Origin of the sequence: Enterobacter cloacae complex sp. IR5428, assembly GCF_049238585.1 — a bacterium.
GTDB lineage: Bacteria > Pseudomonadota > Gammaproteobacteria > Enterobacterales > Enterobacteriaceae > Enterobacter > Enterobacter intestinihominis.
Window position 1 is genome coordinate 1 of the sequence record NZ_JBMKHV010000004.1, and the last position, 23,036, is coordinate 23,036.

At 55.7% G+C, this 23,036-nt stretch carries 21 protein-coding genes; 9 read left to right on the top strand and 12 right to left on the bottom strand.

The window, feature by feature from the left end:
* The first annotated feature begins 116 nt into the window (after nt 1–116).
* The 4 genes from ACOTXC_RS06560 to ACOTXC_RS06575 all read left to right on the top strand — a co-directional run bounded on the left by ACOTXC_RS06560 (nt 117) and on the right by ACOTXC_RS06575 (nt 4,179).
* Nucleotides 117–356, top strand: a complete 240-nt coding sequence (locus ACOTXC_RS06560; protein ID WP_421767515.1) for a YadA C-terminal domain-containing protein — start codon at nt 117–119, stop codon at nt 354–356.
* Between the two features lie 206 nt (nt 357–562).
* The gene (locus ACOTXC_RS06565) at nt 563–1,006 is read left to right on the top strand and encodes a hypothetical protein (RefSeq protein ID WP_048966451.1); all 444 of its coding nucleotides are present in this window, start codon (nt 563–565) and stop codon (nt 1,004–1,006) included.
* 311 nt (nt 1,007–1,317) lie between these two features.
* Nucleotides 1,318–2,694 carry a diaminobutyrate--2-oxoglutarate transaminase gene (locus ACOTXC_RS06570; RefSeq protein WP_032623920.1) on the top strand — a complete coding sequence of 459 codons (1,377 nt, stop codon included), beginning with the start codon at nt 1,318–1,320 and terminating at the stop codon, nt 2,692–2,694.
* A gap of 18 nt (nt 2,695–2,712) precedes the next feature.
* Nucleotides 2,713–4,179: a pyridoxal phosphate-dependent decarboxylase family protein gene (locus ACOTXC_RS06575; protein WP_038416407.1), complete on the top strand. Its 1,467-nt coding sequence runs from the start codon at nt 2,713–2,715 to the stop codon at nt 4,177–4,179.
* Between the two features lie 52 nt (nt 4,180–4,231).
* Here the strand turns inward: ACOTXC_RS06575 and ACOTXC_RS06580 are convergent, their stop codons facing one another.
* Genes ACOTXC_RS06580 through ACOTXC_RS06590 form a run of 3 tightly spaced genes read right to left on the bottom strand, consistent with a single transcriptional unit; the run spans nt 4,232 to nt 8,000 of the window.
* Complete coding sequence (locus ACOTXC_RS06580; protein WP_058677655.1) at nt 4,232–6,421, bottom strand: polysaccharide biosynthesis tyrosine autokinase; 2,190 nt, start codon at nt 6,419–6,421, stop codon at nt 4,232–4,234.
* Complete coding sequence (locus tag ACOTXC_RS06585) at nt 6,421–6,870, bottom strand: phosphotyrosine protein phosphatase (RefSeq protein ID WP_022648670.1); 450 nt, start codon at nt 6,868–6,870, stop codon at nt 6,421–6,423. The genes ACOTXC_RS06580 and ACOTXC_RS06585 overlap by 1 nt, the downstream gene beginning before the upstream one ends.
* Entirely contained in the window at nt 6,870–8,000 is a 1,131-nt protein-coding gene (locus ACOTXC_RS06590; RefSeq protein WP_022648671.1) for a polysaccharide export protein, read from the bottom strand. Before ACOTXC_RS06590 ends, ACOTXC_RS06585 begins: the two co-directional genes overlap by 1 nt.
* Nucleotides 8,001–8,455: 455 nt before the next feature.
* On the opposite strand from ACOTXC_RS06590, the gene ACOTXC_RS06595 reads away from it, so the two are divergent.
* Nucleotides 8,456–8,788: an RcnB family protein gene (locus tag ACOTXC_RS06595; protein ID WP_022648672.1), complete on the top strand. Its 333-nt coding sequence runs from the start codon at nt 8,456–8,458 to the stop codon at nt 8,786–8,788.
* Entirely contained in the window at nt 8,739–9,215 is a 477-nt protein-coding gene (locus tag ACOTXC_RS06600) for a GNAT family N-acetyltransferase (RefSeq protein ID WP_032622520.1), read from the top strand. The genes ACOTXC_RS06595 and ACOTXC_RS06600 overlap by 50 nt, the downstream gene beginning before the upstream one ends.
* Before the next feature lie 89 nt (nt 9,216–9,304).
* On the opposite strand, the gene apbC is transcribed toward ACOTXC_RS06600, so the two are convergent.
* Nucleotides 9,305–10,414 carry an iron-sulfur cluster carrier protein ApbC gene (gene apbC, locus ACOTXC_RS06605; protein ID WP_023300574.1) on the bottom strand — a complete coding sequence of 370 codons (1,110 nt, stop codon included), beginning with the start codon at nt 10,412–10,414 and terminating at the stop codon, nt 9,305–9,307.
* A gap of 137 nt (nt 10,415–10,551) precedes the next feature.
* Between apbC and metG the strand changes: the two genes are divergently transcribed.
* Nucleotides 10,552–12,585, top strand: coding sequence for a methionine--tRNA ligase (metG, locus tag ACOTXC_RS06610; RefSeq protein ID WP_023300575.1), 2,034 nt, complete (start codon nt 10,552–10,554; stop codon nt 12,583–12,585).
* Between the two features lie 108 nt (nt 12,586–12,693).
* Here the strand turns inward: metG and ACOTXC_RS06615 are convergent, their stop codons facing one another.
* Genes ACOTXC_RS06615 through ACOTXC_RS06625 form a run of 3 tightly spaced genes read right to left on the bottom strand, consistent with a single transcriptional unit; the run spans nt 12,694 to nt 15,609 of the window.
* Nucleotides 12,694–13,164, bottom strand: a complete 471-nt coding sequence (locus ACOTXC_RS06615) for a DUF1456 family protein (RefSeq protein WP_015572337.1) — start codon at nt 13,162–13,164, stop codon at nt 12,694–12,696.
* A 46-nt stretch (nt 13,165–13,210) separates the two neighbouring features.
* Nucleotides 13,211–13,930 (bottom strand): two-component system response regulator BtsR, encoded by a 720-nt coding sequence (gene btsR / locus ACOTXC_RS06620; protein ID WP_022648676.1) that lies wholly within the window; start codon nt 13,928–13,930, stop codon nt 13,211–13,213.
* Nucleotides 13,924–15,609, bottom strand: coding sequence for a sensor histidine kinase (locus ACOTXC_RS06625; protein WP_063199057.1), 1,686 nt, complete (start codon nt 15,607–15,609; stop codon nt 13,924–13,926). The genes btsR and ACOTXC_RS06625 overlap by 7 nt, the downstream gene beginning before the upstream one ends.
* Nucleotides 15,610–15,827: 218 nt before the next feature.
* Between ACOTXC_RS06625 and mlrA the strand changes: the two genes are divergently transcribed.
* Together mlrA and ACOTXC_RS06635 are read left to right on the top strand one after the other, a co-directional pair.
* Nucleotides 15,828–16,568: an HTH-type transcriptional regulator MlrA gene (gene mlrA, locus ACOTXC_RS06630; RefSeq protein WP_421767559.1), complete on the top strand. Its 741-nt coding sequence runs from the start codon at nt 15,828–15,830 to the stop codon at nt 16,566–16,568.
* 69 nt (nt 16,569–16,637) lie between these two features.
* Nucleotides 16,638–16,751 (top strand): protein YohO, encoded by a 114-nt coding sequence (locus tag ACOTXC_RS06635; protein WP_022648678.1) that lies wholly within the window; start codon nt 16,638–16,640, stop codon nt 16,749–16,751.
* On the opposite strand, the gene ACOTXC_RS06640 is transcribed toward ACOTXC_RS06635, so the two are convergent.
* The 5 genes from ACOTXC_RS06640 to bglX all read right to left on the bottom strand — a co-directional run bounded on the left by ACOTXC_RS06640 (nt 16,726) and on the right by bglX (nt 22,911).
* A complete protein-coding gene (locus tag ACOTXC_RS06640; RefSeq protein ID WP_022648679.1) occupies nt 16,726–17,463 on the bottom strand; it encodes an ABC transporter permease in 738 nt (245 codons plus the stop codon). The two genes, ACOTXC_RS06635 and ACOTXC_RS06640, sit on opposite strands and share 26 nt — an antisense overlap.
* Nucleotides 17,447–18,397, bottom strand: coding sequence for an ABC transporter ATP-binding protein (locus ACOTXC_RS06645; protein ID WP_022648680.1), 951 nt, complete (start codon nt 18,395–18,397; stop codon nt 17,447–17,449). Before ACOTXC_RS06645 ends, ACOTXC_RS06640 begins: the two co-directional genes overlap by 17 nt.
* Nucleotides 18,390–19,547, bottom strand: coding sequence for an ABC transporter permease (locus tag ACOTXC_RS06650; RefSeq protein WP_023300579.1), 1,158 nt, complete (start codon nt 19,545–19,547; stop codon nt 18,390–18,392). Before ACOTXC_RS06650 ends, ACOTXC_RS06645 begins: the two co-directional genes overlap by 8 nt.
* Before the next feature lie 12 nt (nt 19,548–19,559).
* Nucleotides 19,560–20,477, bottom strand: coding sequence for a glycine betaine ABC transporter substrate-binding protein OsmF (gene osmF, locus ACOTXC_RS06655; protein ID WP_045620887.1), 918 nt, complete (start codon nt 20,475–20,477; stop codon nt 19,560–19,562).
* 136 nt (nt 20,478–20,613) lie between these two features.
* Complete coding sequence (gene bglX / locus ACOTXC_RS06660; RefSeq protein WP_421767516.1) at nt 20,614–22,911, bottom strand: beta-glucosidase BglX; 2,298 nt, start codon at nt 22,909–22,911, stop codon at nt 20,614–20,616.
* Nucleotides 22,912–23,036: the final 125 nt, after the last annotated feature.

A 23,036-nucleotide genomic window follows, 5' to 3' on the forward strand; every position in this document is an offset into this window, starting at 1 on the left:
CACGATCAACAACCTGTTTGACTGCTTCAATTTTAAACTCTTCAGGATAACGCTTACCGCTCATGGGCACCTCTCTTTAAGTCATCTTAAATGACTCTGAGGTGTCTGTTAAACCCGTGGCGATTCAAGAAGCCCGATCAGGTGCTGCTAGCGCTGTAGCTATCGCCTCTATGCCTCAAGTAGAGAAAGATCAGGCTGTCATGTTCTCTGCTGGTGTAGGTAGCTTTAAAGACGAGCAAGCTGTTAGTGTGGGTGCATCCTTCCACGTTGGTAGCAACACCATCGTTAAAGCTGGCGTAAGCGATTCTACAAATAATGATCTTGCTATGGGCGCAGGCATCGGGATTGGCTTTTAAGAAAAACACGTAACTCGACTACATTCATAATAGAGGAAGCTTTTCAGGGCGACAGTACTTCGCTGATGGAAAGTATGATGATGGCCAATAACATGCTCAAACACATTTTTATTTCAGCTGCCCTGTATCTATTGCTTATTTCGGTCGGGGTCTGGATCGGCATTATGTACGTTTCTTATTATTTGTGTCGTTTTTAAGGTGATAAAATGAAAAAATCAATGATGCTAGTGTTAAGCGCTGCCGTACTTGCTGGGTGTATTTCGCCTGCACACGCCATTAGCGCACACTATCGTGCTCAGTTAGAGCGCTCGGGATGCACGCAAATTAGCGCTGGCGATGGATCTTGCGATATCAGCAAAACCAAAGCGGAAAACGCGGGACAACACGAACCAACGGCATCCGTTCACGATCCCCTTCGCGAAGCCTCGTTCTCGTCGGATACGGTTAACGCTACCCTTTCTAACGGCTTTTTTAGCGCTACCGTGAACGGCAAAAAAGCCAGCGTTAAACGTCTGAATGCGAATTTCTATGAGATCCATGGTAACGGTTTTGTGATATCGATAAGCCTGGATGAAAACGGTATTACGGACGCGTCATGGAATAAAACAAAGGGACGTGAACACGGCGTTTTACGCGTTACCCAAAAATAAACAGTCTAAGGAGGCTCTCCGCCTCCTTTTAGCCTGCCAGGCGCACAATTTGCCACACTCTTTCATCTGATTTTACAATGCTGACAATCCATATATAAGCCACTGTTTTTATTGAGAATAAACTGCATATCTTTGCCGAAAAATGAGGTTATCCCCTCCCCTGTGCCCTGTGTCACAAAACAGTAAACAAATTAACCATTGAGCCCGGTGACAAAAGGCTCTATATTGGCGGCGTTTTTTTCAGGCCCCATCTGTTTTTTAACTTTTTATTCAATCGTTGCTCATAACGAAGCGGCGGTTGTAGGAGTGATATGATGACGGATAAAGTCCGTATTGACACCGTAGATGCCCACAAAAGCAACGAAACCTATCTGGCCCGTCAGGCCGAGTTTGAATCTAACGTCAGGAGTTATCCGCGCAAACTGCCTTTAGCGATCACGAAAGCAGAAGGCGTGTGGATCACCGATGCAGATAATAAAGAATACCTTGACTGTTTAGCAGGCGCAGGCACCCTCGCGCTTGGCCACAATCATCCTGATGTGCTGAAAAGCATCCAAAATGTCATTACCAGCGGCTTGCCGTTACATACCCTGGATCTGACTACGCCGTTGAAAGACGCGTTTTCAGAATACCTCCTCTCTCTGTTGCCTGGTCAGGGCAAAGAGTACTGTCTGCAATTCACTGGCCCGTCCGGGGCTGACGCCGTTGAAGCGGCGCTGAAGCTGGCGAAAAAAGTAACCGGTCGCAGCGGTATCATCAGTTTCTCTGGTGGTTACCACGGTATGACCCACGGTGCACTGTCCGTCACCGGTAACCTGTCTCCGAAAGAAGCGGTTGACGGTATGATGCCAGAAGTCCAGTTCATGCCTTACCCACACGAGTACCGCTGCCCACTGGGTATCGGTGGTGAAGCGGGCGTGAAGGCGCTGACCTACTACTTCGATAACCTGATCAACGACGTTGAAAGCGGCGTGCGTAAACCTGCCGCGGTGATCCTGGAAGCTGTTCAGGGCGAAGGCGGCGTGAACCCGGCTCCGGCTGAGTGGTTGCAGCGCATCCGTAAAGTGACTCAGGAACACGGCATTCTGCTGATCCTCGACGAAGTTCAGGCTGGCTTTGCCCGTACCGGTAAATTCTTTGCCTTCGAACACGCAGGCATTGAGCCTGACATCATCGTGATGTCCAAAGCAGTTGGCGGCGGTCTGCCACTGGCTGTGCTCGGTATCAAGAAGCAGTTCGATGCGTGGGCGCCTGGTCACCACACCGGTACCTTCCGCGGCAACCAGCTGGCGATGGCAACCGGTCTGACGACGCTGAAGATCCTGAAAGACCAGAATATCGCGGGCAAAGTTGCCGCACAGGGCGAATGGCTGAAAGGCCAGCTGAAAGAGATGGCGAAACGCTATCCGGTTATCGGCCACGTTCGCGGTCTGGGCATGATGATCGGTATTGAAATCGTTAAGCCACATGAAGCCGCCGACCACATGGGTTGCTTCCCGGGCGATGGCGAGCTGTCTGCACTGATCCAGAAGAAGTGCTTCGAAGCAGGCCTGATTCTGGAGCGTGGCGGCCGTAACGGTATCGTTCTGCGTCTGCTGCCGTCACTGCTGATCAGCGATGACGAGCTGAAAGTCTTCCTGGATAAATTCGAGCAGGCACTGCTTGCTGCGGGCGTTCGCCCGGCGTAACCGGAGTTGTTGATTACGATGTCTGATTCAAACCCAATTTTGTTCTCCTCTGCCCAGAGCATTGAAGCTTACCAGCAGGCGATTGAACAAAGCACTCAGGCTGTGATGCAGTGGCTGAAACAGCCTGAGATGTACCAGGGCAAAACGGTCGCGGAGCTGCGCGACCGTATTAAGCTGGATTTCAACCCGAAAGGGCTGGGCAACGAAGCGGCGATTGAACGCGCCGTGGAGTTCTTCCTGAAAGACAGTTTGTCCGTTCATCACCCGCAGTGCGTGGCGCACCTGCACTGCCCAAGCCTGGTCGTAAGCCAGGCGGCGGAAGTGCTGATTAACGCCACCAACCAGAGTATGGACTCCTGGGATCAAAGCCCGTCCGCAACCATTATTGAGATCAAGCTGATCGAATGGCTGCGTACCCGCGTGGGTTATCAGGCTGGCGACGCAGGCGTCTTCACCAGCGGCGGCACCCAGAGTAACCTGATGGGCCTGATGCTGGCGCGTGATGCGTTCTTCGCGCGTCAAGGCCACTCGGTACAGCAGGACGGTCTGGTGGGCGATCTGCGCAAAATTCGCGTGCTGTGCTCTGAAAACGCCCACTTCTCTGTGCAGAAAAACATGGCGCTGATGGGCCTGGGCTACCAGTCCGTGGTGCAGGTGAAAACTGATGAATTCTCCCGCATGGATCTCACCGATCTGGCGGCGAAAATCGAACAGTGCAACGCGAACGGCGAACAGATCCTGGCGATTGTGGCCACGGCCGGCACGACGGATGCGGGTGCTATCGATCCGCTGCGTGCCATTGCCGAGCTGGCTGCGAAACAGAATATCTGGGTACACGTTGATGCGGCCTGGGGCGGCGCGCTGCTGATGTCTGAGCAGTATCGTCACTACCTGGACGGCATCGAGCTGGTGGATTCCGTGACGCTGGACTTCCACAAGCAGTTCTTCCAGACCATCAGCTGCGGTGCCTTCTTGCTGAAAGAAGCACGTCATTATGAGCTGATGCGCTATCAGGCGGCTTACCTGAACTCTGAGTTCGATGAAGAAGCGGGCGTGCCTAACCTGGTTTCCAAATCTCTGCAAACCACCCGTCGTTTCGACGCGCTGAAACTGTGGATGAGCCTGGAAGCGCTGGGTCAGGAGCAATATGCGGCAATTATCGATCACGGCGTGACGCTGGCACAGCAGGTTGCGGCTTACGTAAAAGAGCAGTCTGCTCTGGAACTGGTTATGCAACCCCAGCTGGCAAGCGTGCTGTTCCGCTTCCGTCCGCAGACCCAGATGGATGACGCCGGTATCGCCCTGCTGAACCAGAAAATTGGCGATGCGCTGCTGGAATCCGGCCGCGCAAACGTCGGGGTGACCGAGCATAACGGCGTCACCTGCCTGAAGCTGACCCTGCTGAACCCAACCGTGACGCTGGAGGACGTTAAAGTCCTGCTGTCTCTGGTTGAGCGTACCGCGCAGGAAGTGATGGCGAAGTAATGCTTTTCCCTCTCCCATCCGGGAGAGGGTTTATTATCCCGTCCTGACGCCCCTATCCTTTTTTCCTCGAAGCATAACCGTAGTCATACTGGCTGTACCCCGAGCTGTAAAACAGCGCTGCGGATTTAACAATATCGTTGAGGATTGTGCCGCTGACCTTCACGCCAACGTGCTGTAGACGTTTAACGGTATTCTCCATCTCTTTCACGCTGGTTTTATCGTAACGGGCAACCATTAGCGTTGTTCCGGCTGCTCTGGCAACCAGCGCGGCATCATTGACGGCAAGAACTGGGGGTGTATCGATGATGACAATGTCATAGTGCTCGTTAACCCAGGACATGATGTCAATGAACCGTTCGCTTAACAGCATTTCTAACGGACGCAGGGGTTCCGGGCCGCAGGTGATGACGTCAATTCCCCCTTTTTCAGCATGCTGAATGACCTCCCCAAAGTCGCGCTTCCCCTCCAGCAGGCAGGATAATCCGTGGCGGTTCTCCAGGCCAAAAATATTATGCACATAACCCTGGCGCATATCCGCATCAATAAACAGCGCACGCTGACCGCTCTGCCCGGCAATGGCCGCCAGGTTCGTCGCCACCAGCGTTTTTCCGCAGTCCTGCGTGGGGCCAGAAATCATCACAATGCGATTCTCAGCCTCCATCATGGTGAAATGCAGACTGGTTCGCAGCCCGCGTACCGCTTCAACAAACATATCAGCAGGTCGATCGACTGGCAGGAAAGGTACATCCGAGGTTTTGTGTGTCCAGCGACGAGAAAACGGATTTTTTCTGCGCAAATGCGTTTTACTCCACAGCCACTGTGAACGTGGTAACGTCGCCAGAACCGGCATCCCCTGCGCTTCCAGCTGTTCGGAAAGCGTGATCCCACGTTTGAACGCTTGACGTACCAGTACGGTCCCCATTGAAAGGATGAGCCCGAACAGCACGCCAAGCGCAATGATTAGCGCTTTTCGCGGTTTTATCGGATCCGGGAGTGTAACCGCCTCATCAATGATCCTCACGTTCCCGACAGCGCTGGAGCGGGAAATATTCAGCTCCTGCTGACGCGTCAAAAGCTGTAAATAAATCGTGCGGCCCGACTCAACATCGCGGCTCAGGCGTAAAATCTCCTGCTGCGTGGAGGGCATCGAGGACACACGGTTATTAAGACGATCCCGTTCCCGCACAAGGGTTTGTCTTTTTTCATGCAATGCACGGTAGGTAGGGTGACTCTTTTTAAAGAGCTGGGAAATTTCTGCCTCCCGGAACGTCAGCTCATTTAGCTGATTCTCAACGTTCACAACCTGATCCAGGACGGATTTTGCCTCTAAAGACAGATCCACAGAGTCGCGCTGCGCCCGGTAGGCATTCAGCCGCGCTTCAGCCTGATCCAGGTCCGCTCTGATTTTCGGTAACTGCTCCTGTAAAAAATCCAGACTACGCGAATCCTGAGCCTCCTGGCGCGCGATATTTTGCTGAAGATAATTTTCAGCAATCGCATTCAGCACCCGGGCGATTTTGTCAGGATCTTCACCCGTCAGGGTTAAGGTCACAATACCGCTCTGTTTCTCCGATTCCACGACCGTCAGACGCTTCTTCAGTGCATTGATCGTCTCCAGGCGCGTCAACGACTTAAGCGAAAACTGTGTGCCTGGCGTCGCCTCAATCGAGGTCACCCGCAGCACGATCCCTTGCGTAACCAGCGTTTTACCCACCTGGCCGTCTGCCTCAATGTTTTCGCCCGTCAGGTGATACCTTCCCGCTTCCTGTACGGTCAGCGTGAGTTCTTGCGCTTTGCCCTCCACCTGCGGGATCTGGAGTTCGCCTAACGTTATGTTGCCCTGCCCACGCCCTTGCAGACGCTGCCAGAGACGCCCCACCACAGGCAAAACGCGCTGCTTTGCCTGATACGTCAGATCTAATTTGTCGACGGTCTCGCCGAGGATCATGCGAGATTTCAACAGTAAAATTTCAGGGGCAACATCCGGCGAAATATCGGTGCCCAGCTGGCTCAAGCCTTTGAGCAGGCCGTTATCCTGTTTGCTTTCTATTTGCACCATAGCATCCGCCTGATAAACAGGTGGCGTAACCCAGGCATAGAGGCCCGCGCATAGAGTGAAAAGGAAAGTCACGCACAATATCATCGTGCGGTGGTCGATCATTTCGCCGAGCAAACGAACGAGATCGATTTCATTTTGTTCGGGTGCCCCTGCACCATAACTGTCTGTTGTGTAAGACGACATTAATGCTTTATTCCTTTCTGTCCTAAACGACGTGCCCATTCCTGGCTGGCTTTACCCAATAGCCCGAACACATATTCAAACGCTTCACGGCTTTTACGATAGGGGTCTGGGATATCCTGCGGCTCCAACCACTGCCCAAAAAGCAGCGACTTCCCCCTGTTTTCCGGTGCCATGGCTGCAATGAAGCGAAGATGTTCCGGCTCCATAACCAGGATGAGATCGGATCCCTGCATCAGCCTGCGTGTCAGCCTGCGCGCCACATGACCGTCGAGGGAGATCCCATGCCGCCAGGCCACGTCCTGGGCGCACTCATCCGCCGGATACCCCTCAAGGCCGAGTATTCCCGCCGAGGTGATGTGTCTGTCGGGCAAGTGCTGGCGCAAAAGCCGTTCTCCAATCGGAGAACGGCAGACATTTCCGGTACATACCACGAGTATTGATTCGAACATTATTGCGGCCACGATCTGATATAACGAACCGTTTCGGTGAGGTCATGCACCCCGCTGATTGTCGGAACAAGCTGTGTTATTACGCGATTCCAGCGGGAGAGTGGAGCAGTGGTGACATAGACAATGTCGTAAGGCTCAAGCTGAAACTCGGTGCCCAGCACCATGGCTGAAGCGTCTTTTGCATTCAGTTGATAGATATTCGCAATTTTCCCGGACTCGCGTACCGATCGGATAACAAAAATACCCGTCGCATCAGCCATATTCTGGTCCAGGCCACCGGCATTGCCGAGCGCTTCGGCCAACGTCATGCCGCTGCGATCCATCTTCAGCGTGCTCTGTTTAACAACTTCGCCCATCACGAATACTTTCAGCGCATCGTTGCGGGGAATAAACAAGATGTCGCCAGGGTTGAGCAGCTTATTCTGGGTTAAATCGCCATGCTGCATCAGGGCATACAGGGAAATTCGGGAATCCTGACCGTTGTGAGTCAGCACCACGTTCCGCCAGTCCGCATCAGCAGTAAGCCCACCTGCGGCATTAACGGCATCCATAACCGTCAGCGGAATGTTGGTGATGGCCTGCTGGCCAGATTTCGCCACTTCTCCCGTAACGTAGGCTTTTTGCGAACGGAAAGCGGCAACGCTGACGTCGACCTGGGGGCTTTCAATGACGTTATCCAGCCGCGCGGTGATCTCCTCGCGCACTCTGGAAACCGTTTTTCCCGCCACGTGCAGTTTACCCACGTAAGGATAAAAGAGCGTGCCATCGGCATTGACCCAGTTTCCCGTATCGCTTGCGCTGCGATACTGTCCCGCGGGCGTAGTCAGCTCCGGGTGATCCCAGACGGTGACCGTCAGGATGTCACCGATTCCAATACGGTATTCCCAGTTTTTGACCTGCTCATCAAGATTAGGATTTGCCTGAGATTTAGCTGCTGCGGGACGTAGTTTCTCAATTAATCCGGGCGTAAGTGGATAAATTTCGATTTGTTTATCTAAACTATTATTGAGATCAGCCGGCGCAATTATTTTTTTGCCTGCGGAACTTAACGTTTGGCCAGGAGAAATTACGCACCCCGCCAACTGACTTATTGCTAAGAATATTACAGATAATGCTGTTGTGTTTTTCATTTATATATACTTATCATCCCTGCTCGTAGCGAACGCCCGACGGGGCGCAGCCCTGCGCTAACCCACGCTTGAAATAAGTTTCTTTTCAAGGGAATACGAAAACGTAATCTAAAAGTGAAGACACGAATTGCCCGATCTGTGACGGGCAATTAATTAAAATATAATCTTCCTGAAAATCTTAAAGCCTGTGGCAAAAAAAAGCACGATCTACAGTTTATAAAATTACGGCAACAATGTATTTTCAGAATTAATTCAGCAAAACGATAGTTACAATGAATTATTCCCGTCAGCACGCATTCATATCAAAAATACTCACAACCGCTGGCACTACACAAAACCGTTCACTTTTGTTACATTTTTTTTCAAACACACCCTGTTTTGATACTTAAAATGGGCTGTCTGCCGCACTGTCCCCCGCAGACAAGCGTATCCGTAACGATATCACTGGAGAAAAAATGGCTAAGCGTAAATTGGTGCTTCTGGGTGTATTACTGTCTCTGGCGGGCTCCGCATTCGCAGCCCCGCAAACGGCCGCCGCGCCTTCCGGCATTAAGGCTTATGAAGAGCAGGAGTTCATCGCCGACTTCACCAAATTTAAGATTGGCGATACCGCGCCCGCGCAGTATCAGACGCCAGAGTACACCATCAAACAGTACCAGCTACGTAACCTTCCCGCGCCCGATGCCGGTACGCACTGGACCTACATGGGTGAAAATTACGTTCTGATTGGCGATGCTGATGGCAAAATCTACAAAGCCTATAACGGAGATATTTTCTATCACCGCTGATACGATGATCCGGCCCTGGCAGGAGGACGACCGGCCATTTCTGCGCACGCTGTACCTGCATGCACGACGCGTGGCCTGGCCATGGCTGGACAATTCTGAATGGCAGCTTGAGGATTTTGACGCCGCAACGCGTGACGAGCAGATCTGGGTTGCGATTCACGACGGTCACCGGGTAGGGTTTGCCTCCGTCTGGGAAAATGATAACTTTTTGCACAATCTGTTTGTCGACCCGCAGTATCAGCGTCTGGGAGTTGGCCGTTTGTTACTGGAACAAGTACAGAGGACGTTTACCAGTACAGGCGCGCTGAAGTGTCTGGTGAAGAATGAGCGGGCAGTTGCGTTTTACCAGCGCCACGGCTGGCACATTGAGGCGACGGGGGATTCTCCGGAAGGAGAGTATTATTTGATGCACTATCGGCTTGGGTAAAGTCAGGTGGCGCTACGCTTACCTGACCTACAAAATCGAGGTAGGCCGGGTAAGGCGAAGCCGCCACCCGGCACTAACGCGCAGAGGCGTTACACCGCGCGGAAGGCGATCTCGCTCGGGATCACGTCCCCCTGCCAGTACAGTTGCGCCGCAACGCGCCCCGCCAGCTGACGATAGATTTCCGTGAATTCGCTATCAGGACGGCTGACCACCGTCGGCTTACCGCTATCCAGATCTTCACGCAGTGTGATATGCAGCGGCAGTTGCCCCAGCAGCTGGGTGTGATATTGCGCCGCCAGCTTCTCCGCACCGCCGGTACCGAAGATCGGCTCATGGTGTCCACAGTTGCTGCAAATGTGCATGCTCATGTTTTCGACGATGCCGAGTACCGGCACCTCCACCTTCTCGAACATCACGATGCCTTTTTTGGCGTCGATCAGCGCGATATCCTGCGGCGTGGTGACCACGACGGCGCCGGTGACCGGAATGTTCTGCGCCAGCGTCAGCTGGATATCACCGGTGCCCGGCGGCATGTCCAGCACCAGATAATCGAGGTCAGGCCACATCGTCTCCTGCAACATTTGCAGCAACGCTTTGCTGGCCATCGGGCCGCGCCAGACCATTGCGTTATCGTCCGTGACCAGGTAACCAATGGAGTTGGTCGCCAGACCGTGCGCCACGATCGGTGCCATGTGGGTGCCGTCCGGCGAAGTTGGACGCTGGTTTTCAGCACCCAGCATGTTCGGAATGGACGGGCCATAAATATCCGCATCCAGAATGCCGACTTTCGCCCCTTCTGCCGCCAGCGCAAGCGCCAGGTTCACGGCGGTCGACGATTTACCCACCCCACCCTTGCCAGAACTGACGGCGATGATGTTCTTCACGCCGTTAACGCCCGGCTGATTTTTCACGCGCTTGAGCGTGGCGATGCTGTGGCTTAGCTTCCAGTCAATTGCTTTTGCGCCAGTAATGCGCAGCAGCTCAGAACTGGTTTGCTCTTTCAGGGCATCAAAGGCGCTGGTCCAGACGAACGGCATCTGCAGCTCAATGTGCAGCGTATCGTCCAGCCATGCGACATGATGAAGCGCTTTCAGCGTCGTGAGATTGTGCTTCAGGGTTGGATGCTGAAAATTAGCCAGCGTCCCGGCGACCATTGCTCGTAAGGCTTCCGGTGATTTGGCCTGGGATTGAGAACTCATCCCGACTCCTTTGTTCTTGTGAATAAGACCTTAGATGAACAAGTTTACCTGAAAGGCCGTGGTTTGTGCTTACTTAATAATGCCCCTTTTGGTAATATCGAAAACCCTTTTCACAGTTAAAAGAAGTAATGCCTACTATGACTCAAGTCGCGAAAAAAATTCTGGTAACGTGCGCCCTGCCGTACGCCAACGGCTCAATCCACCTCGGCCACATGCTGGAGCATATCCAGGCTGATGTCTGGGTCCGTTACCAGCGAATGCGCGGCCACGAGGTGAACTTCATCTGTGCGGACGATGCCCACGGCACCCCAATCATGCTGAAAGCGCAGCAGCTGGGAATTTCCCCGGAACAGATGATCGCCGAAATGAGTCAGGAGCATCAGACCGATTTTGCTGGCTTTGACATCAGCTATGACAACTATCACTCCACGCACAGCGACGAGAACCGCGAGCTGTCAGAGCTGATCTACACCCGTCTGAAAGAGAACGGTTTCATTAAAAACCGCACCATCTCTCAGCTGTACGATCCGGAAAAAGGCATGTTCCTGCCGGACCGTTTCGTCAAAGGCACCTGTCCGAAATGTAAATCCCCGGACCAGTACGGCGATAACTGCGAAGTGTGTGGCGCGACCTACAGCCCGACCGAGCTTATCGAGCCGAAATCCGTGGTTTCCGGCGCCACGCCGGTGATGCGTGACTCCGAGCACTTCTTCTTCGACCTTCCGTCGTTCAGCGAAATGCTGCAGGCGTGGACCCGCAGCGGCGCGCTGCAGGAGCAGGTGGCGAACAAGATGCAGGAGTGGTTTGAATCCGGTCTGCAGCAGTGGGATATCTCCCGCGATGCGCCATACTTCGGCTTCGAAATCCCGAACGCGCCGGGCAAATATTTCTACGTCTGGCTGGATGCGCCAATCGGCTACATGGGCTCCTTCAAGAACCTGTGTGACAAGCGCGGCGATACCCTAAGCTTCGACGAGTACTGGAAGAAAGATTCCACCGCCGAGCTGTACCACTTCATCGGCAAAGACATCGTTTACTTCCACAGCCTGTTCTGGCCAGCGATGCTTGAAGGCAGCAATTTCCGCAAGCCGACTAACCTGTTTGTACACGGCTACGTAACGGTCAACGGCGCGAAGATGTCCAAATCTCGCGGGACGTTTATTAAGGCCAGCACCTGGCTGAACCACTTCGATGCGGATAGCCTGCGCTACTACTACACCGCGAAGCTCTCTTCCCGCATCGACGATATCGACCTGAATCTGGAAGATTTCGTGCAGCGCGTGAACGCGGACATCGTCAACAAGGTGGTGAACCTGGCGTCCCGTAACGCAGGTTTTATCGCTAAACGCTTTGACGGCGTGCTCTCTGCCGAACTGGCCGATCCTGAGCTGTATAAAACCTTCACCGACGCCGCCGCTGCGGTTGGCGAAGCCTGGGAAAGCCGTGAATTTGGTAAAGCCATTCGCGAAATCATGGCGCTGGCAGACGTGGCCAACCGATATGTCGACGAGCAGGCGCCGTGGGTGGTGGCGAAACAGGAAGGCCGCGACGCCGACTTGCAGGCGATCTGCACCATGGGTCTGAACATGTTCCGCGTGCTGATGACCTGGCTGAAGCCGGTTCTGCCGCAGCTGGCAGCCCGCGCGGAAGCATTCCTGAACACCGAACTGACCTGGGATGCCATCCAGCAGCCGCTGCTCGGCCACAAGGTGAACACCTTCAAGGCGCTGTATAACCGCATCGAGATGAAACAGGTTGACGCGCTGGTGGAAGCATCAAAAGAAGAGGTGAAAGCGGCTGCCGCGCCGGTGACCGGCCCGCTGGCGGACGATCCGATTCAGGAGACCATCACCTTTGATGATTTCGCCAAAGTCGACCTGCGCGTGGCGCTGATCGAAAACGCGGAGTTCGTGGAAGGTTCTGACAAACTGCTGCGTCTGACGCTGGATCTGGGCGGCGAGAAACGTAACGTCTTCTCCGGCATTCGTTCCGCGTACCCTGATCCGCAGGTGCTGATCGGTCGTCAGACCGTGATGGTGGCAAACCTGGCGCCGCGTAAAATGCGCTTCGGCATCTCTGAAGGGATGGTGATGGCCGCAGGCCCGGGCGGAAAAGACATCTTCCTGTTAAGCCCTGACGAAGGCGCGAAGCCGGGTCAGCAGGTGAAGTAATAAAAAAGCCGGATGAGAATCCGGCTTTTTTTTGCCCGGCGGCGCTACGCTTGCACGGGCCAACGAGTTTTTAGGCCGGGTAAGGCGAGGCCGCCACCCGGCTAAAAATCACCCCTTCTGGTTATGCACCCGCTGCGTCAACCCACGCAGGAAATAACGCAGAAACTGATCCCCACACTCGCGGTAATTTTTATGATCCGGCGCGCGCATCATGGCGGTGATTTCCGGCATCGACACGCGAAATTTCTGCTCGGTCATGATCGCCAGAATGTCGTCAGTTTTCAGGGAGAACGCAATACGCAGCTTTTTCAGCACCGTGTTGTTATTCACCCGACGCTCAAGCGCCAGCTCAGGCGCAGATTCATCTTTGCCGCGCTTGTCGTAGATCAGGCCGTTCAGGAAGCCCGACAGAATGATGTCCGGGCAGCGAACAAAACCCTCTTCATCTTCTTTAGTCATCCAGGTGTCGAACCCGGCGGACGTGGATTCCATGTCGGAGAGCGCAAGAATGCGCACCATGTCATTATTGTTCGCTTTCAGGGTGTAGCGCAGGCTACGAAGAATATCGTTACTTAGCATAGAGCCTTCGAATGTCGATGATGCAATGGCGCGCAGTGTACCAGTTTTACAGCCCTATCGCCTCTTTCAAACTTTTCAGATAGCGACGACTGACGGGCACGGTTTGCCCTGCACGTAGCACCAGTTCGGCCTGGCCGTTATCTTCCAGGCGGATCTCCTTCAGGTGCGCCATGTTCACCAGATACTGTCGATGACAGCGAATCAGCGGCGTGCGGCTCTCCAGCGTGCGTAACGTAAGCTCGGTAAAGCCTTCGTTGCCTTCAGCGCTGGTGACGTATACCCCGCTCAGACGACTGCTGACAAAGGCAACGTCGTCCATTTGCAGGAGGTAAATCCGGCTGTGCCCGGTACAGGGGATAAACTTCAGGGGCTGCTGATGCTCCGGCAGCAGCGTCACGTCCTGCGCGGTACGCTCCTGGCGCAGACGGGTCAGGGTCTTTTCAAGGCGTTTCTCTTCAATCGGTTTCAGCAGATAATCAAACGCGTGCTCTTCAAACGCCTTTACCGCGTACTCATCAAAAGCCGTCAGAAAGACGATATAGGGACGGTGCTCCGGGTCGAGCATGCCGACCATCTCCAGACCGCTGATGCGCGGCATCTGAATATCGAGGAACAGCACGTCCGGGCGCAGTTTATGCACAGCACCGATGCCTTCAATGGCATTGGCGCATTCCCCCACGACCTCAATATCACTCTGCTCCTGCAACAGGACACGCAGGTTTTCCCGTGCTAACGGCTCATCATCAACAATCAGCACTCTTAACATGCGTTCTCCTCCAGCGGCAATCGTAAGGTAATTCGGGTATAGCGGTCTGGCTCACAGGCGACGGTGATACCGCAGTCATCACCAAAATGTGCGCGCAGGCGCTTATCCACCAGGCTCATGCCCAGACCGCCTGACGCGGAGACTTCATACAGCCCCGCGTTATCTTCAATATCCAGCACCAGATGGTGGTTAAAACGGGAAGCGGAAATCATGATTTCTCCGGTTCCCAGCAGCTGCGACGTCCCATGCTTAATGGCGTTCTCCACAATCGGTTGCAGGGTAAAGGCCGGAAGATGCTGATACGCCAGCTCATCCGGGACGGATAACGACACCTGTAATCGTGACTGGAAGCGCGCTTTTTCAATTTGCAGATAGGCGTTTACATGCTCAATCTCGTCCGCGAGGGTGACGATCTCCGAGGGACGCTTTAGGTTTTTGCGGAAAAATGTCGACAGAAATTGCACCAGCTGCGCGGCCTGATCGCTGTCGCGGCGGATCACCGCCTTCAGCGTGTTGAGCGCGTTAAACAGGAAATGCGGATTCACCTGAGCGTGCAGGAGCTTAATTTCTGACTGCGTCAGCAGCGCTTTTTGCCGTTCATACTGCCCCGCCAGGATTTGCGCCGAAAGCAGCTGGGCGATACCCTCCCCCAGCGTGCGGTTGATGGAGCTGAACAGGCGATTTTTGGCTTCGTAAAGCTTAATGGTGCCCATGACGCGCTGGTTTTCGCCCCGCAGGGGAATAACCAGCGTAGAGCCAAGTTTGCACTGCGGATGCAGGGAACAGCGGTACGGCACTTCATTCCCGTCGGCATACACCACTTCACCCGTTTCAATAGCGCGCAAAGTGTAGGCCGAGGAGATCGGCTTACCTGGAAGATGGTGGTCGTCCCCGGTACCGGTAAACGCCAGCAACTTTTCGCGATCGGTAATCGCCACGGCCCCGATATCCAGCTCTTTATACAGCACCTGCGCCACCTTCATGCTGTTCTCCTCGTTGAATCCCTGCCGCAGGATCCCTTCCGTCGACGCCGCAACTTTTAATGCGGTGGCAGAAAATGCCGAGGTGTATTTTTCGAACATGGCGCGTTTGTCGAGCAGAATGCGCATAAACAGCGCCGCACCTACGGTATTGGTGACCATCATCGGTGCGGCAATGCTGCTGACCAGATGTAACGCATCGTCAAACGGGCGCGCGATCAGCAGGATGATCGCCATCTGCGCCATTTCCGCCACGAAGGTGATCGCCCCGGCGGTAAGGGGACTGAACACTTTATCCGGCCGTCCGCGCTTAATCATATAGCTGTGGACGAGACCACCGAGTAGCCCTTCGACAATGGTGGAGATCATGCAGCTTAGTGCCGTCATACCGCCCATCGAATAGCGGTGCAGGCCGCCGGTTAACCCCACCAGACCGCCCACGACCGGGCCTCCGAGCAGCCCGCCCATTACCGCGCCAATGGCGCGCGTATTGGCGATGGAATCTTCAATATGGAGACCAAACCAGGTCCCCATAATGCAGAATATGGAAAATACGACGTAGCAGAGGAATTTGTGCGGCAGACGGACGGTGACCTGCATCAGCGGAATGAACAGGCGCGTTTTGCTCATCAACCAGGCGATGACAAGAAACACGCACATCTGCTGAAGCAACAGCAGCACCAGATTAAACTCGTACATACTCACAAACCGCACATTCTAAAAACGCGTAACATACACTGATGGCGGTTAACTTTCTTTGAAACGTGCCAAAAAAGCGATAAATCGTGTCCGTCATCACACCTTTTGCCGGAGATAACCTGTCTTTCGTATAATTTGTACAAAAAAGAATCAAATCTTCCTGGTTCCGCAAAGTGGGTCTACAGTTAAGCTGGGGACGCGCAAGCCTGGGGGCGAAAATGGCGCTTTACACGATAGGTGAAGTGGCACTCCTGTGTGATATCAATCCCGTTACGCTACGGGCGTGGCAGCGACGGTATGGATTGCTTAAGCCGCAAAGAACGGACGGCGGGCACCGCCTGTTTAACGATGCGGATATTGACCGGATCCGCGAGATCAAAAGCTGGATCGACAATGGCGTACAGGTCGGCAAGGTGAAGTCGCTTCTGAGCCAGGACGATCCTGATACGCAGCATCTCTGGCGCGGGCAGCAGGAAACGCTGCTGAGGCTGTTGCAGACCGGCAATTTGCAGCGTCTGCGCGGCTGGATCAAAGAACAGGGTCGAGACTACCCCGCGGAAACCCTGATCACCCATCTTTTTATTCCCCTACGGCGTCGGCTTCAGTGTCAGCAAACCACCTTACAGGCACTGCTCAGCATGCTTGATGGCGTGCTGATTAACTATATTTCCGTCTGTCTTGCCTCAGCGCGGAATAAAAACAGCAAAGATGCGCTGGTGATCGGCTGGAACGTCCACGATACCACCCGGCTGTGGCTCGAAGCCTGGATTGCCACCCAGCAGGGCTGGCGCGTTGACGTGCTTGCACACTCCCTGGCACAGCTCAGGCCGGAACTGTTTGAGGGGCAGACGCTGCTGGTCTGGTGTGGCGAAGTCCCCTCCGCTTCCCAGCAGCAGCTCCTGACGGAATGGCGCGAACATGGTTATCCCGTTTACTCGCTGGGGCCAAATGCGTTGTAACGGCATTTAATGGTTCATTAACAGCTGCGCTTCACCGTATAATTGTTCCGTTAACAACAGGAGCACATGATGAAGGCAACGAAACTGGCCGTAATTACCCTTTTTGCACTGATGGCCGTCAGCGGTATCGGTGGCGTTATGCTTGCAGGTTACTCGTTTATTGTTCGCGGCGGTGTTGGCTGAGGTATCCGGCCAGGCGTTCAAACAGGCGATCCACCACAATCGCCGCCAGCGCAACCAGAACCGCCCCCTGAATAATATAGGCCGTGTTAAACCCGCTTAACCCAATAATGATTGGCGTCCCCAGCGTATTGACCCCGACCGTCGACGCGATGGTTGCCGTACCAATGTTGATGATCACGGACGTCCGCACACCGGCAATAATCACCGGTGCGGCCAGCGGCAGTTCAACCTTCAGCAGCCGCTGCCAGGCGCTCATTCCCATCCCTTCCGCTACGCTCAGCACCGATGCAGGCACCGCCGCAATGCCCGCCAGCGTCCCTTGCAGAATGGGCAACACGCCGTACAAGATCAGCGCAATGATGGCAGGCTCCTGCCCAAAACCGATCGCCGGCACGGCAATCGCCAGCACGGCCACCGGCGGGAAGGTCTGCCCCGTTGCGGCGATGGTCTCCACCAGCGGACGGAACTCCCTGCCCGCAGGCCGCGTCACCGCAATACCGGCACCTGTGCCCAGCACGATGGCAATCACGCTTGACGCCGCTACCAGCCAGAAGTGCGCCAGGGTGAGATTAACAAAGCTCTCCTGCTGGTACACCGGGCGCGGCAGCCCGGGAATAAGCGCATTAAACAGCGCCGCGCTGTGCGGCATCAGGTAGAGTAAGGCGATAAACAGCCCTGTCAGCCAGAGTAACGGATCACGGACCCACTTCACGCGTCACCTCCCCCGCCAGCAGATCGCGAAAATGGATCGTCCCGCATGGTGTCCCCTGCCCGTCCGCAACGGGTAACACCTCACACTGCCGGGCGACAAACGCCGACAGGGCATCGCGCAGGCTCATCCCGTCATGCAGCGGTTCACCACCGATTTGCGCATCCTGCGGACGCAGATAGTCCCTGACGGTGCGCAGCGAGAGCAGCCTGACACCCAGCTCGCTGCGGCCAAAGAACTCACGCACAAAATCGTTTGCCGGCGACGTTAACAGCTCAAGCGGCGTACCCTGCTGGACGACTTCGCCGTGATCCATCAGTACCAGACGATCGGCCAGCCGCAGTGCTTCGTCGATATCATGCGTCACCAGCACGATGGTGCGCCCGAGAATACGGTGGATGCGGCTCATCTCGGCCTGAAGTGCGCCGCGGGTGACCGGATCCAGTGCGCCGAAGGGCTCATCCATCAGCAGTACCTGCGGGTTAGCGGCCAGCGCGCGCGCCACCCCGACCCGCTGCTGCTGTCCGCCGGAAAGCTGGTGCGGGTAGCGGTCGCGAAGCGACGCGTCCAGGCCCAGCAGCGCCATCAACTCGTCGACACGCTCATTGATCTTCCCCCGGGACCATTTTTCCAGCTGTGGCACGGTGGCAATGTTCTGCGCCACCGTCCAGTGGGGAAACAGGCCGATGGACTGAATGGCGTAGCCCATACGCCGCCGCAGCTCCAGCACCGGCAGGCTGCGGATCTCCTCTCCGGCAAAGCGAATCGTCCCGCTGTCGTGCTCCACCAGCCGATTGATCATCTTCAGCGTCGTCGATTTTCCCGACCCCGACGTCCCGATCAATACCGAGAACGCCCCCTCGGCAAAATGCAGATTGAGATGGCTTGCCGCCGGACGGCCCGCAAAGGTTTTACTCACATCATGAAATTCAATCATTGGCTCTTCTCCTGAGCAGCGCGAGCCACAGGGCAAACAGGGCATCCAGAACGACCGCCAGCGCAATCGTGGGCACAACGCCCAGCAACACCAGATCCAGCGCGCTGCTGAGCAGCCCCTGGAACACCAGCGCCCCAAAGCCGCCCGCCCCGATCAGCGCGGCAATCACCGCCATCCCCACGGTTTGCACCGTCACCACCCGCAGGCTGCGAACCAGCAGCGGAAGCGCAAGCGGCAGCTGTATTTTCCAGAAACACTGGCGCGCACTCATCCCCATCGCATGGGCGCTTTCCAGCACGTCGGGCGGAACCTGGCTTAAGCCCGCCACCACGCCGCGCACCAGTGGCAGCAGCGCATACAACACAAGGGCAATCAGCGCCGGGGTCAGCCCGGTTCCGGCAATGCCTGCCGCGGCCAACGCAGGGAAGGATTTAACCAGACCGGCGAGGGGGGCAATCAGCAGGCCAAACAGGGCAACGGAGGGGATGGTCTGAATAACGTTGAGCACGGTAAAGACGGCACCCTGGCGGCTGGGATGTCGGTAGCACCACATGCCCAGCGGCACGCCCAGCAGCAGCGCCGGGACCAGCGTCCCGAACAGGATCGTCAGATGTTGCGCCAGCGCGTTGTCAAACACCTCCTGGCGGTTGACGTACTCTTTTAACAGCGAGAGTTGATTCAGATCGCCGCTGAAGAGGATCAGCAGGGGGATAACCCAGAATTGCGCGTTCAGCAGCCAGCGCCACACAGGTATCGGCGTCAGGCGGCGAATGGCATCGCTACAGGCCAGCAGGCAGAGTGCCAGCCACAGCCACAGGCCGCTGCCAATCGACGTGCGCGCCAGCGGGCTTTCAACCGAGGCCATCTGCGTTGCCGCCTGTCCCGCGCTCCAGAACAGTACGATAAACAGCGCTTCGCTGAGCAGAAGCGTCAGCCACAGCGCGGTTCGCCCCGGCCAGAAGGCTAAGACTACGGTACTCGCCAGCGCCGCGCCCAGCAGCAGCGGCGTAAATGCCCAGATCTGCCACAGCGCGCGCGGTTCGCCCGACACCAGACGGTTTGGCGCGACATTCACAAAAGGTAACGCGACCGCCACGATGGCCACACAGACCAACAGCAGCAGGACGCGGTTATGACATTTTATTGGCACAGCCTTATCCCGTTACTTCACAAGCCCTTGTTGTTTCAGGAAGTCGGCAGCCACTTTTTTGGCATCCAGCCCCTCTACGGCAATGCTGGCATTCAGCTGTTGCAGCGTTTTCGCATCCAGTTTTTCAAACACCGGTTTGAGCCAATCGTCGATATCCGGGTAGGCTTTCAGCACCGCCTCGCGCACGACCGGGGTTGGGGCGTAAATTGGCTGAACGCCTTTCGGGTCGGTCAGGGTTTGCAGACCAAGCGCCGCGACCGGGCCGTCGGTGCCGTAAGCCATCGCCGCGTTGACGCCGGAGGTTTGCTGCGCCGCCGCCTTAATGGTCACCGCCGTGTCGCCGCCCGCCAGAGAGAGCAGCTGTGCCTGATCGAGCTTGAAATCATAAGCTTTTTCAAACGCTGGCAGGGCATCAGCGCGCTCGATAAACTCTGCCGAGGCCGCGAGCTTAAACTCGCCCTTCTCTTTCAGGTAGCGGCTGAGATCGTCAAGCGAGGTGAGCTTGCCTTTCTCGGCGATATCTTTGCGCACCGCGATGGTCCAGGTGTTGTTGGCCGGTGCCGGTGTAAGCCAGACCAGCTTATTTTTTTCCGCGTCCAGCTTTTTGACTTTTTCGTACCCGGCTTTGGCATTTTTCCAGGCCGGATCGTTTTCATCCTTGAAGAAGAATGCCCCGTTGCCGGTGTATTCCGGGTAGATATCCAGCTCGCCGGAAGTGATAGCACCGCGCACGACAGGCGTAGTGCCAAGCTGCACTTTATTGACCGTTTTCACGCCGTGGCTTTCGAGCACCTGCAAAATGATATTGCCGAGCAACGCGCCCTCGGTATCAATTTTGGAACCCACCTTAACCGGCTCTGCGGCCTGTAACGGCAGGCTCAGCGCCGCCAGAAGCACCGCCGACCCTGTTATCCCCTTAATAATCGTCATTCTACTTTCCTCATTATTTTGTGGCCTTTTTCATAGGCTTGAGAGAAAAGCGTAGCTTAAAACAGTGAATTTAACCGTTTTTCGTACCAGATGAGAGGCATCCCCCGCCAGGCGGGGGATGGGGAGGAAGGTAAGATTATTGGAGTTCGAACTCGGCTTTGTTCACGCGGGCGGAATCCACGCCGATGAAGACGTTGAATTTGCCAGGCTCGGCATCGTATTTCATCTGCTGATTCCAGAACTTCAGCGCATTTACGTCAATCGGGAAGCTGACCGTTTTGGTTTCGCCCGGTTTCAGGTTGACTTTTTCGAAGCCGCGCAGCTGTTTCACCGGACGGCTCATGGAGGCCGTGACATCCTGAACGTACATCTGGATCACCGTCGCGCCTTCGCGTTTGCCGCTGTTGGTCACTTCCACGCTGGCGGTCACTTTGCCGTCACGCTTCAGGGTCGGCGCCGACATTTTCACGTCAGAGACCTTAAACGTGGTGTAGCTCAGGCCATAGCCAAACGGATAGAGCGGGCCGTTAGCCTCGTCGAAGTAACGGGACGTGTACTTGTTCGGCTTGTCGGCGTTGTACGGACGACCGGTGTTCAGGTGGCTGTAGTAAACCGGGATCTGCCCGACGGAGCGCGGGAAGGACATCGGCAGCTTGCCTGACGGGTTGTAATCGCCAAACAGCACGTCGGCAATGGCGTTACCGCCTTCGGTACCGGCGAACCAGGTTTCCAGAATGGCGTCAGCCTGCTGGTCTTCTTTCACCAGCGCCAGCGGACGCCCGTTCATCAGCACCAGCACCAGCGGCTTGCCGGTGGCTTTCAGGGCCGCGATCAGGTCACGCTGGCTTTGCGGGATCGTGATGTCGGTCCGGCTGGAGGCTTCGTGCGCCATCCCCTGCGCTTCACCCACCACGGCGACCACCACGTCGGACTGCTTCGCGGCGTTAACCGCTTCGTCGATCATCTCTTTCGGCGTGCGTGGATCCACCTTCACCGCTTCCTCGTACTGGTTGAGGAAGGTCACGATGTCTTTATCGTCGGTGACGTTTGCGCCTTTGGCGTAAACCACTTTTGCATTATCACCCACGGCGCTCTTAATGCCTGTCAGCACGGTAACGGACTGATCCGCCACGCCTGCGGCGGACCAGCTGCCCATGACGTCACGCTTGCTGTCGGCCAGCGGACCGACCACGGCAATGGTGCCGGATTTTTTCAGCGGCAGCGTGTCGAGACGGTTTTTCAGCAGTACCAGGCTTTCGCGCGCCACTTCGCGGGCTTCTTTGCGGTGCAGGCGGCTTTCAGCATTGGTGTCCGCCGGATCAGATTCCTTCGGCCCCAGATGGCTGTAAGGATCGTTAAACAGCCCCATGTCATATTTCACGTTCAGCACGTGGCGAGCGGCATCGTCCAGCTCCGCCATCGTCACCTTGCCGCTCTTCACCAGCCCCGGCAGGTATTTGCTGTAGTATTCGTCGCTCATGCTCATGTTGATGCCGGACTTGAGTGCCACGCGTACCGCATCTTCCGGGTCAGACGCTGTGCCGTGCTTGATCAGCTCTTTAATCGCGCCGTGATCCGAAACGGTGATGCCCTTGAAGCCCCACTGGTCGCGCAGCACATCTTTCAGCAGCCACGAATCGGAGGTGGCAGGCGTGCCGTTGAGAGAGTTCAATGCCACCATCACCGCGCCGCTGCCCGCGTCCAGCCCCGCTTTGTACGGCGGCATATAGTCGTTAAACAGGCGCTGCGGGCTCATGTCCACGGTGTTGTACTCTTTGCCGCCTTCCACCGCGCCATAGGCGGCGAAGTGCTTGACGCTGGTCATCACCGAGTAACGATCTGCCGGACTTTTGCCCTGCATCGCTTCCACCATGGTTTTGCCCATCGTGGCGGTTAAATAAGTATCTTCCCCAAAGCCCTCCGAAGCACGGCCCCAGCGCGGATCGCGGGAGACGTCTACCATCGGCGCCCAGGTCATGTTCAGGCCGTCGTCTGCGGCTTCATATGCCGATACGCGCCCGACGGTTTTCACCGCATCGAGGTTAAAGGAGGAGGCTAAGCCGAGGCTAATCGGGAAGACGGTACGCTGGCCGTGCACCACGTCGTAGGCGAAGAACAGCGGAATTTTCAGGCGGCTCAGTTCCATCACCTGATCCTGCATTTTGCGGATATCCTGGCGGGTAACGGTGTTAAAAATGGCTCCTACCTGCCCGTCTTTGATCATCTCGCGAATGGCTTCTTTCGGGTTCTCCGGGCCGACGCTGATCAGGCGCAGCTGGCCGATTTTCTCATCGACCGTCATCTTTTTGAGTAAATCCGTGACAAAGGCGTCGCGGGCTTCAGACGTGAGCGGGTGATTACCAAACAAATCCTCTGCCAGCGCAGGTTGCAGCGCCAGGCTGACGGCGACACCTACAGAACATAGCCATTTCATGTTGTTATTCTCTCTCATCAATAACCGCGGGAAGCACCCGGCCAGACCGTGCGAAAAGCGCAGTGTGCCATAAAGCCTGAAAACCTTGCAGGGTTATTCTCTGATTTTTCTCATGAATACCCGAC

Bases quoted from the DNA above. Each gene is read 5' to 3' on its own strand.
- ACOTXC_RS06565 (WP_048966451.1), top strand. From the start codon at position 563: ATGAAAAAATCAATGATGCTAGTGTTAAGCGCTGCCGTACTTGCTGGG.
- ACOTXC_RS06570 (WP_032623920.1), top strand. From the start codon at position 1,318: ATGATGACGGATAAAGTCCGTATTGACACCGTAGATGCCCACAAAAGC.
- ACOTXC_RS06575 (WP_038416407.1), top strand. From the start codon at position 2,713: ATGTCTGATTCAAACCCAATTTTGTTCTCCTCTGCCCAGAGCATTGAA.
- ACOTXC_RS06580 (WP_058677655.1), bottom strand. From the start codon at position 6,421: ATGTCGTCTTACACAACAGACAGTTATGGTGCAGGGGCACCCGAACAA.
- ACOTXC_RS06585 (WP_022648670.1), bottom strand. From the start codon at position 6,870: ATGTTCGAATCAATACTCGTGGTATGTACCGGAAATGTCTGCCGTTCT.
- ACOTXC_RS06590 (WP_022648671.1), bottom strand. From the start codon at position 8,000: ATGAAAAACACAACAGCATTATCTGTAATATTCTTAGCAATAAGTCAG.
- ACOTXC_RS06595 (WP_022648672.1), top strand. From the start codon at position 8,456: ATGGCTAAGCGTAAATTGGTGCTTCTGGGTGTATTACTGTCTCTGGCG.
- ACOTXC_RS06600 (WP_032622520.1), top strand. From the start codon at position 8,739: ATGGCAAAATCTACAAAGCCTATAACGGAGATATTTTCTATCACCGCT.
- apbC (WP_023300574.1), bottom strand. From the start codon at position 10,414: ATGAGTTCTCAATCCCAGGCCAAATCACCGGAAGCCTTACGAGCAATG.
- metG (WP_023300575.1), top strand. From the start codon at position 10,552: ATGACTCAAGTCGCGAAAAAAATTCTGGTAACGTGCGCCCTGCCGTAC.
- ACOTXC_RS06615 (WP_015572337.1), bottom strand. From the start codon at position 13,164: ATGCTAAGTAACGATATTCTTCGTAGCCTGCGCTACACCCTGAAAGCG.
- btsR (WP_022648676.1), bottom strand. From the start codon at position 13,930: ATGTTAAGAGTGCTGATTGTTGATGATGAGCCGTTAGCACGGGAAAAC.
- ACOTXC_RS06625 (WP_063199057.1), bottom strand. From the start codon at position 15,609: ATGTACGAGTTTAATCTGGTGCTGCTGTTGCTTCAGCAGATGTGCGTG.
- mlrA (WP_421767559.1), top strand. From the start codon at position 15,828: ATGGCGCTTTACACGATAGGTGAAGTGGCACTCCTGTGTGATATCAAT.
- ACOTXC_RS06635 (WP_022648678.1), top strand. From the start codon at position 16,638: ATGAAGGCAACGAAACTGGCCGTAATTACCCTTTTTGCACTGATGGCC.
- ACOTXC_RS06645 (WP_022648680.1), bottom strand. From the start codon at position 18,397: ATGATTGAATTTCATGATGTGAGTAAAACCTTTGCGGGCCGTCCGGCG.
- osmF (WP_045620887.1), bottom strand. From the start codon at position 20,477: ATGACGATTATTAAGGGGATAACAGGGTCGGCGGTGCTTCTGGCGGCG.
- bglX (WP_421767516.1), bottom strand. From the start codon at position 22,911: ATGAAATGGCTATGTTCTGTAGGTGTCGCCGTCAGCCTGGCGCTGCAA.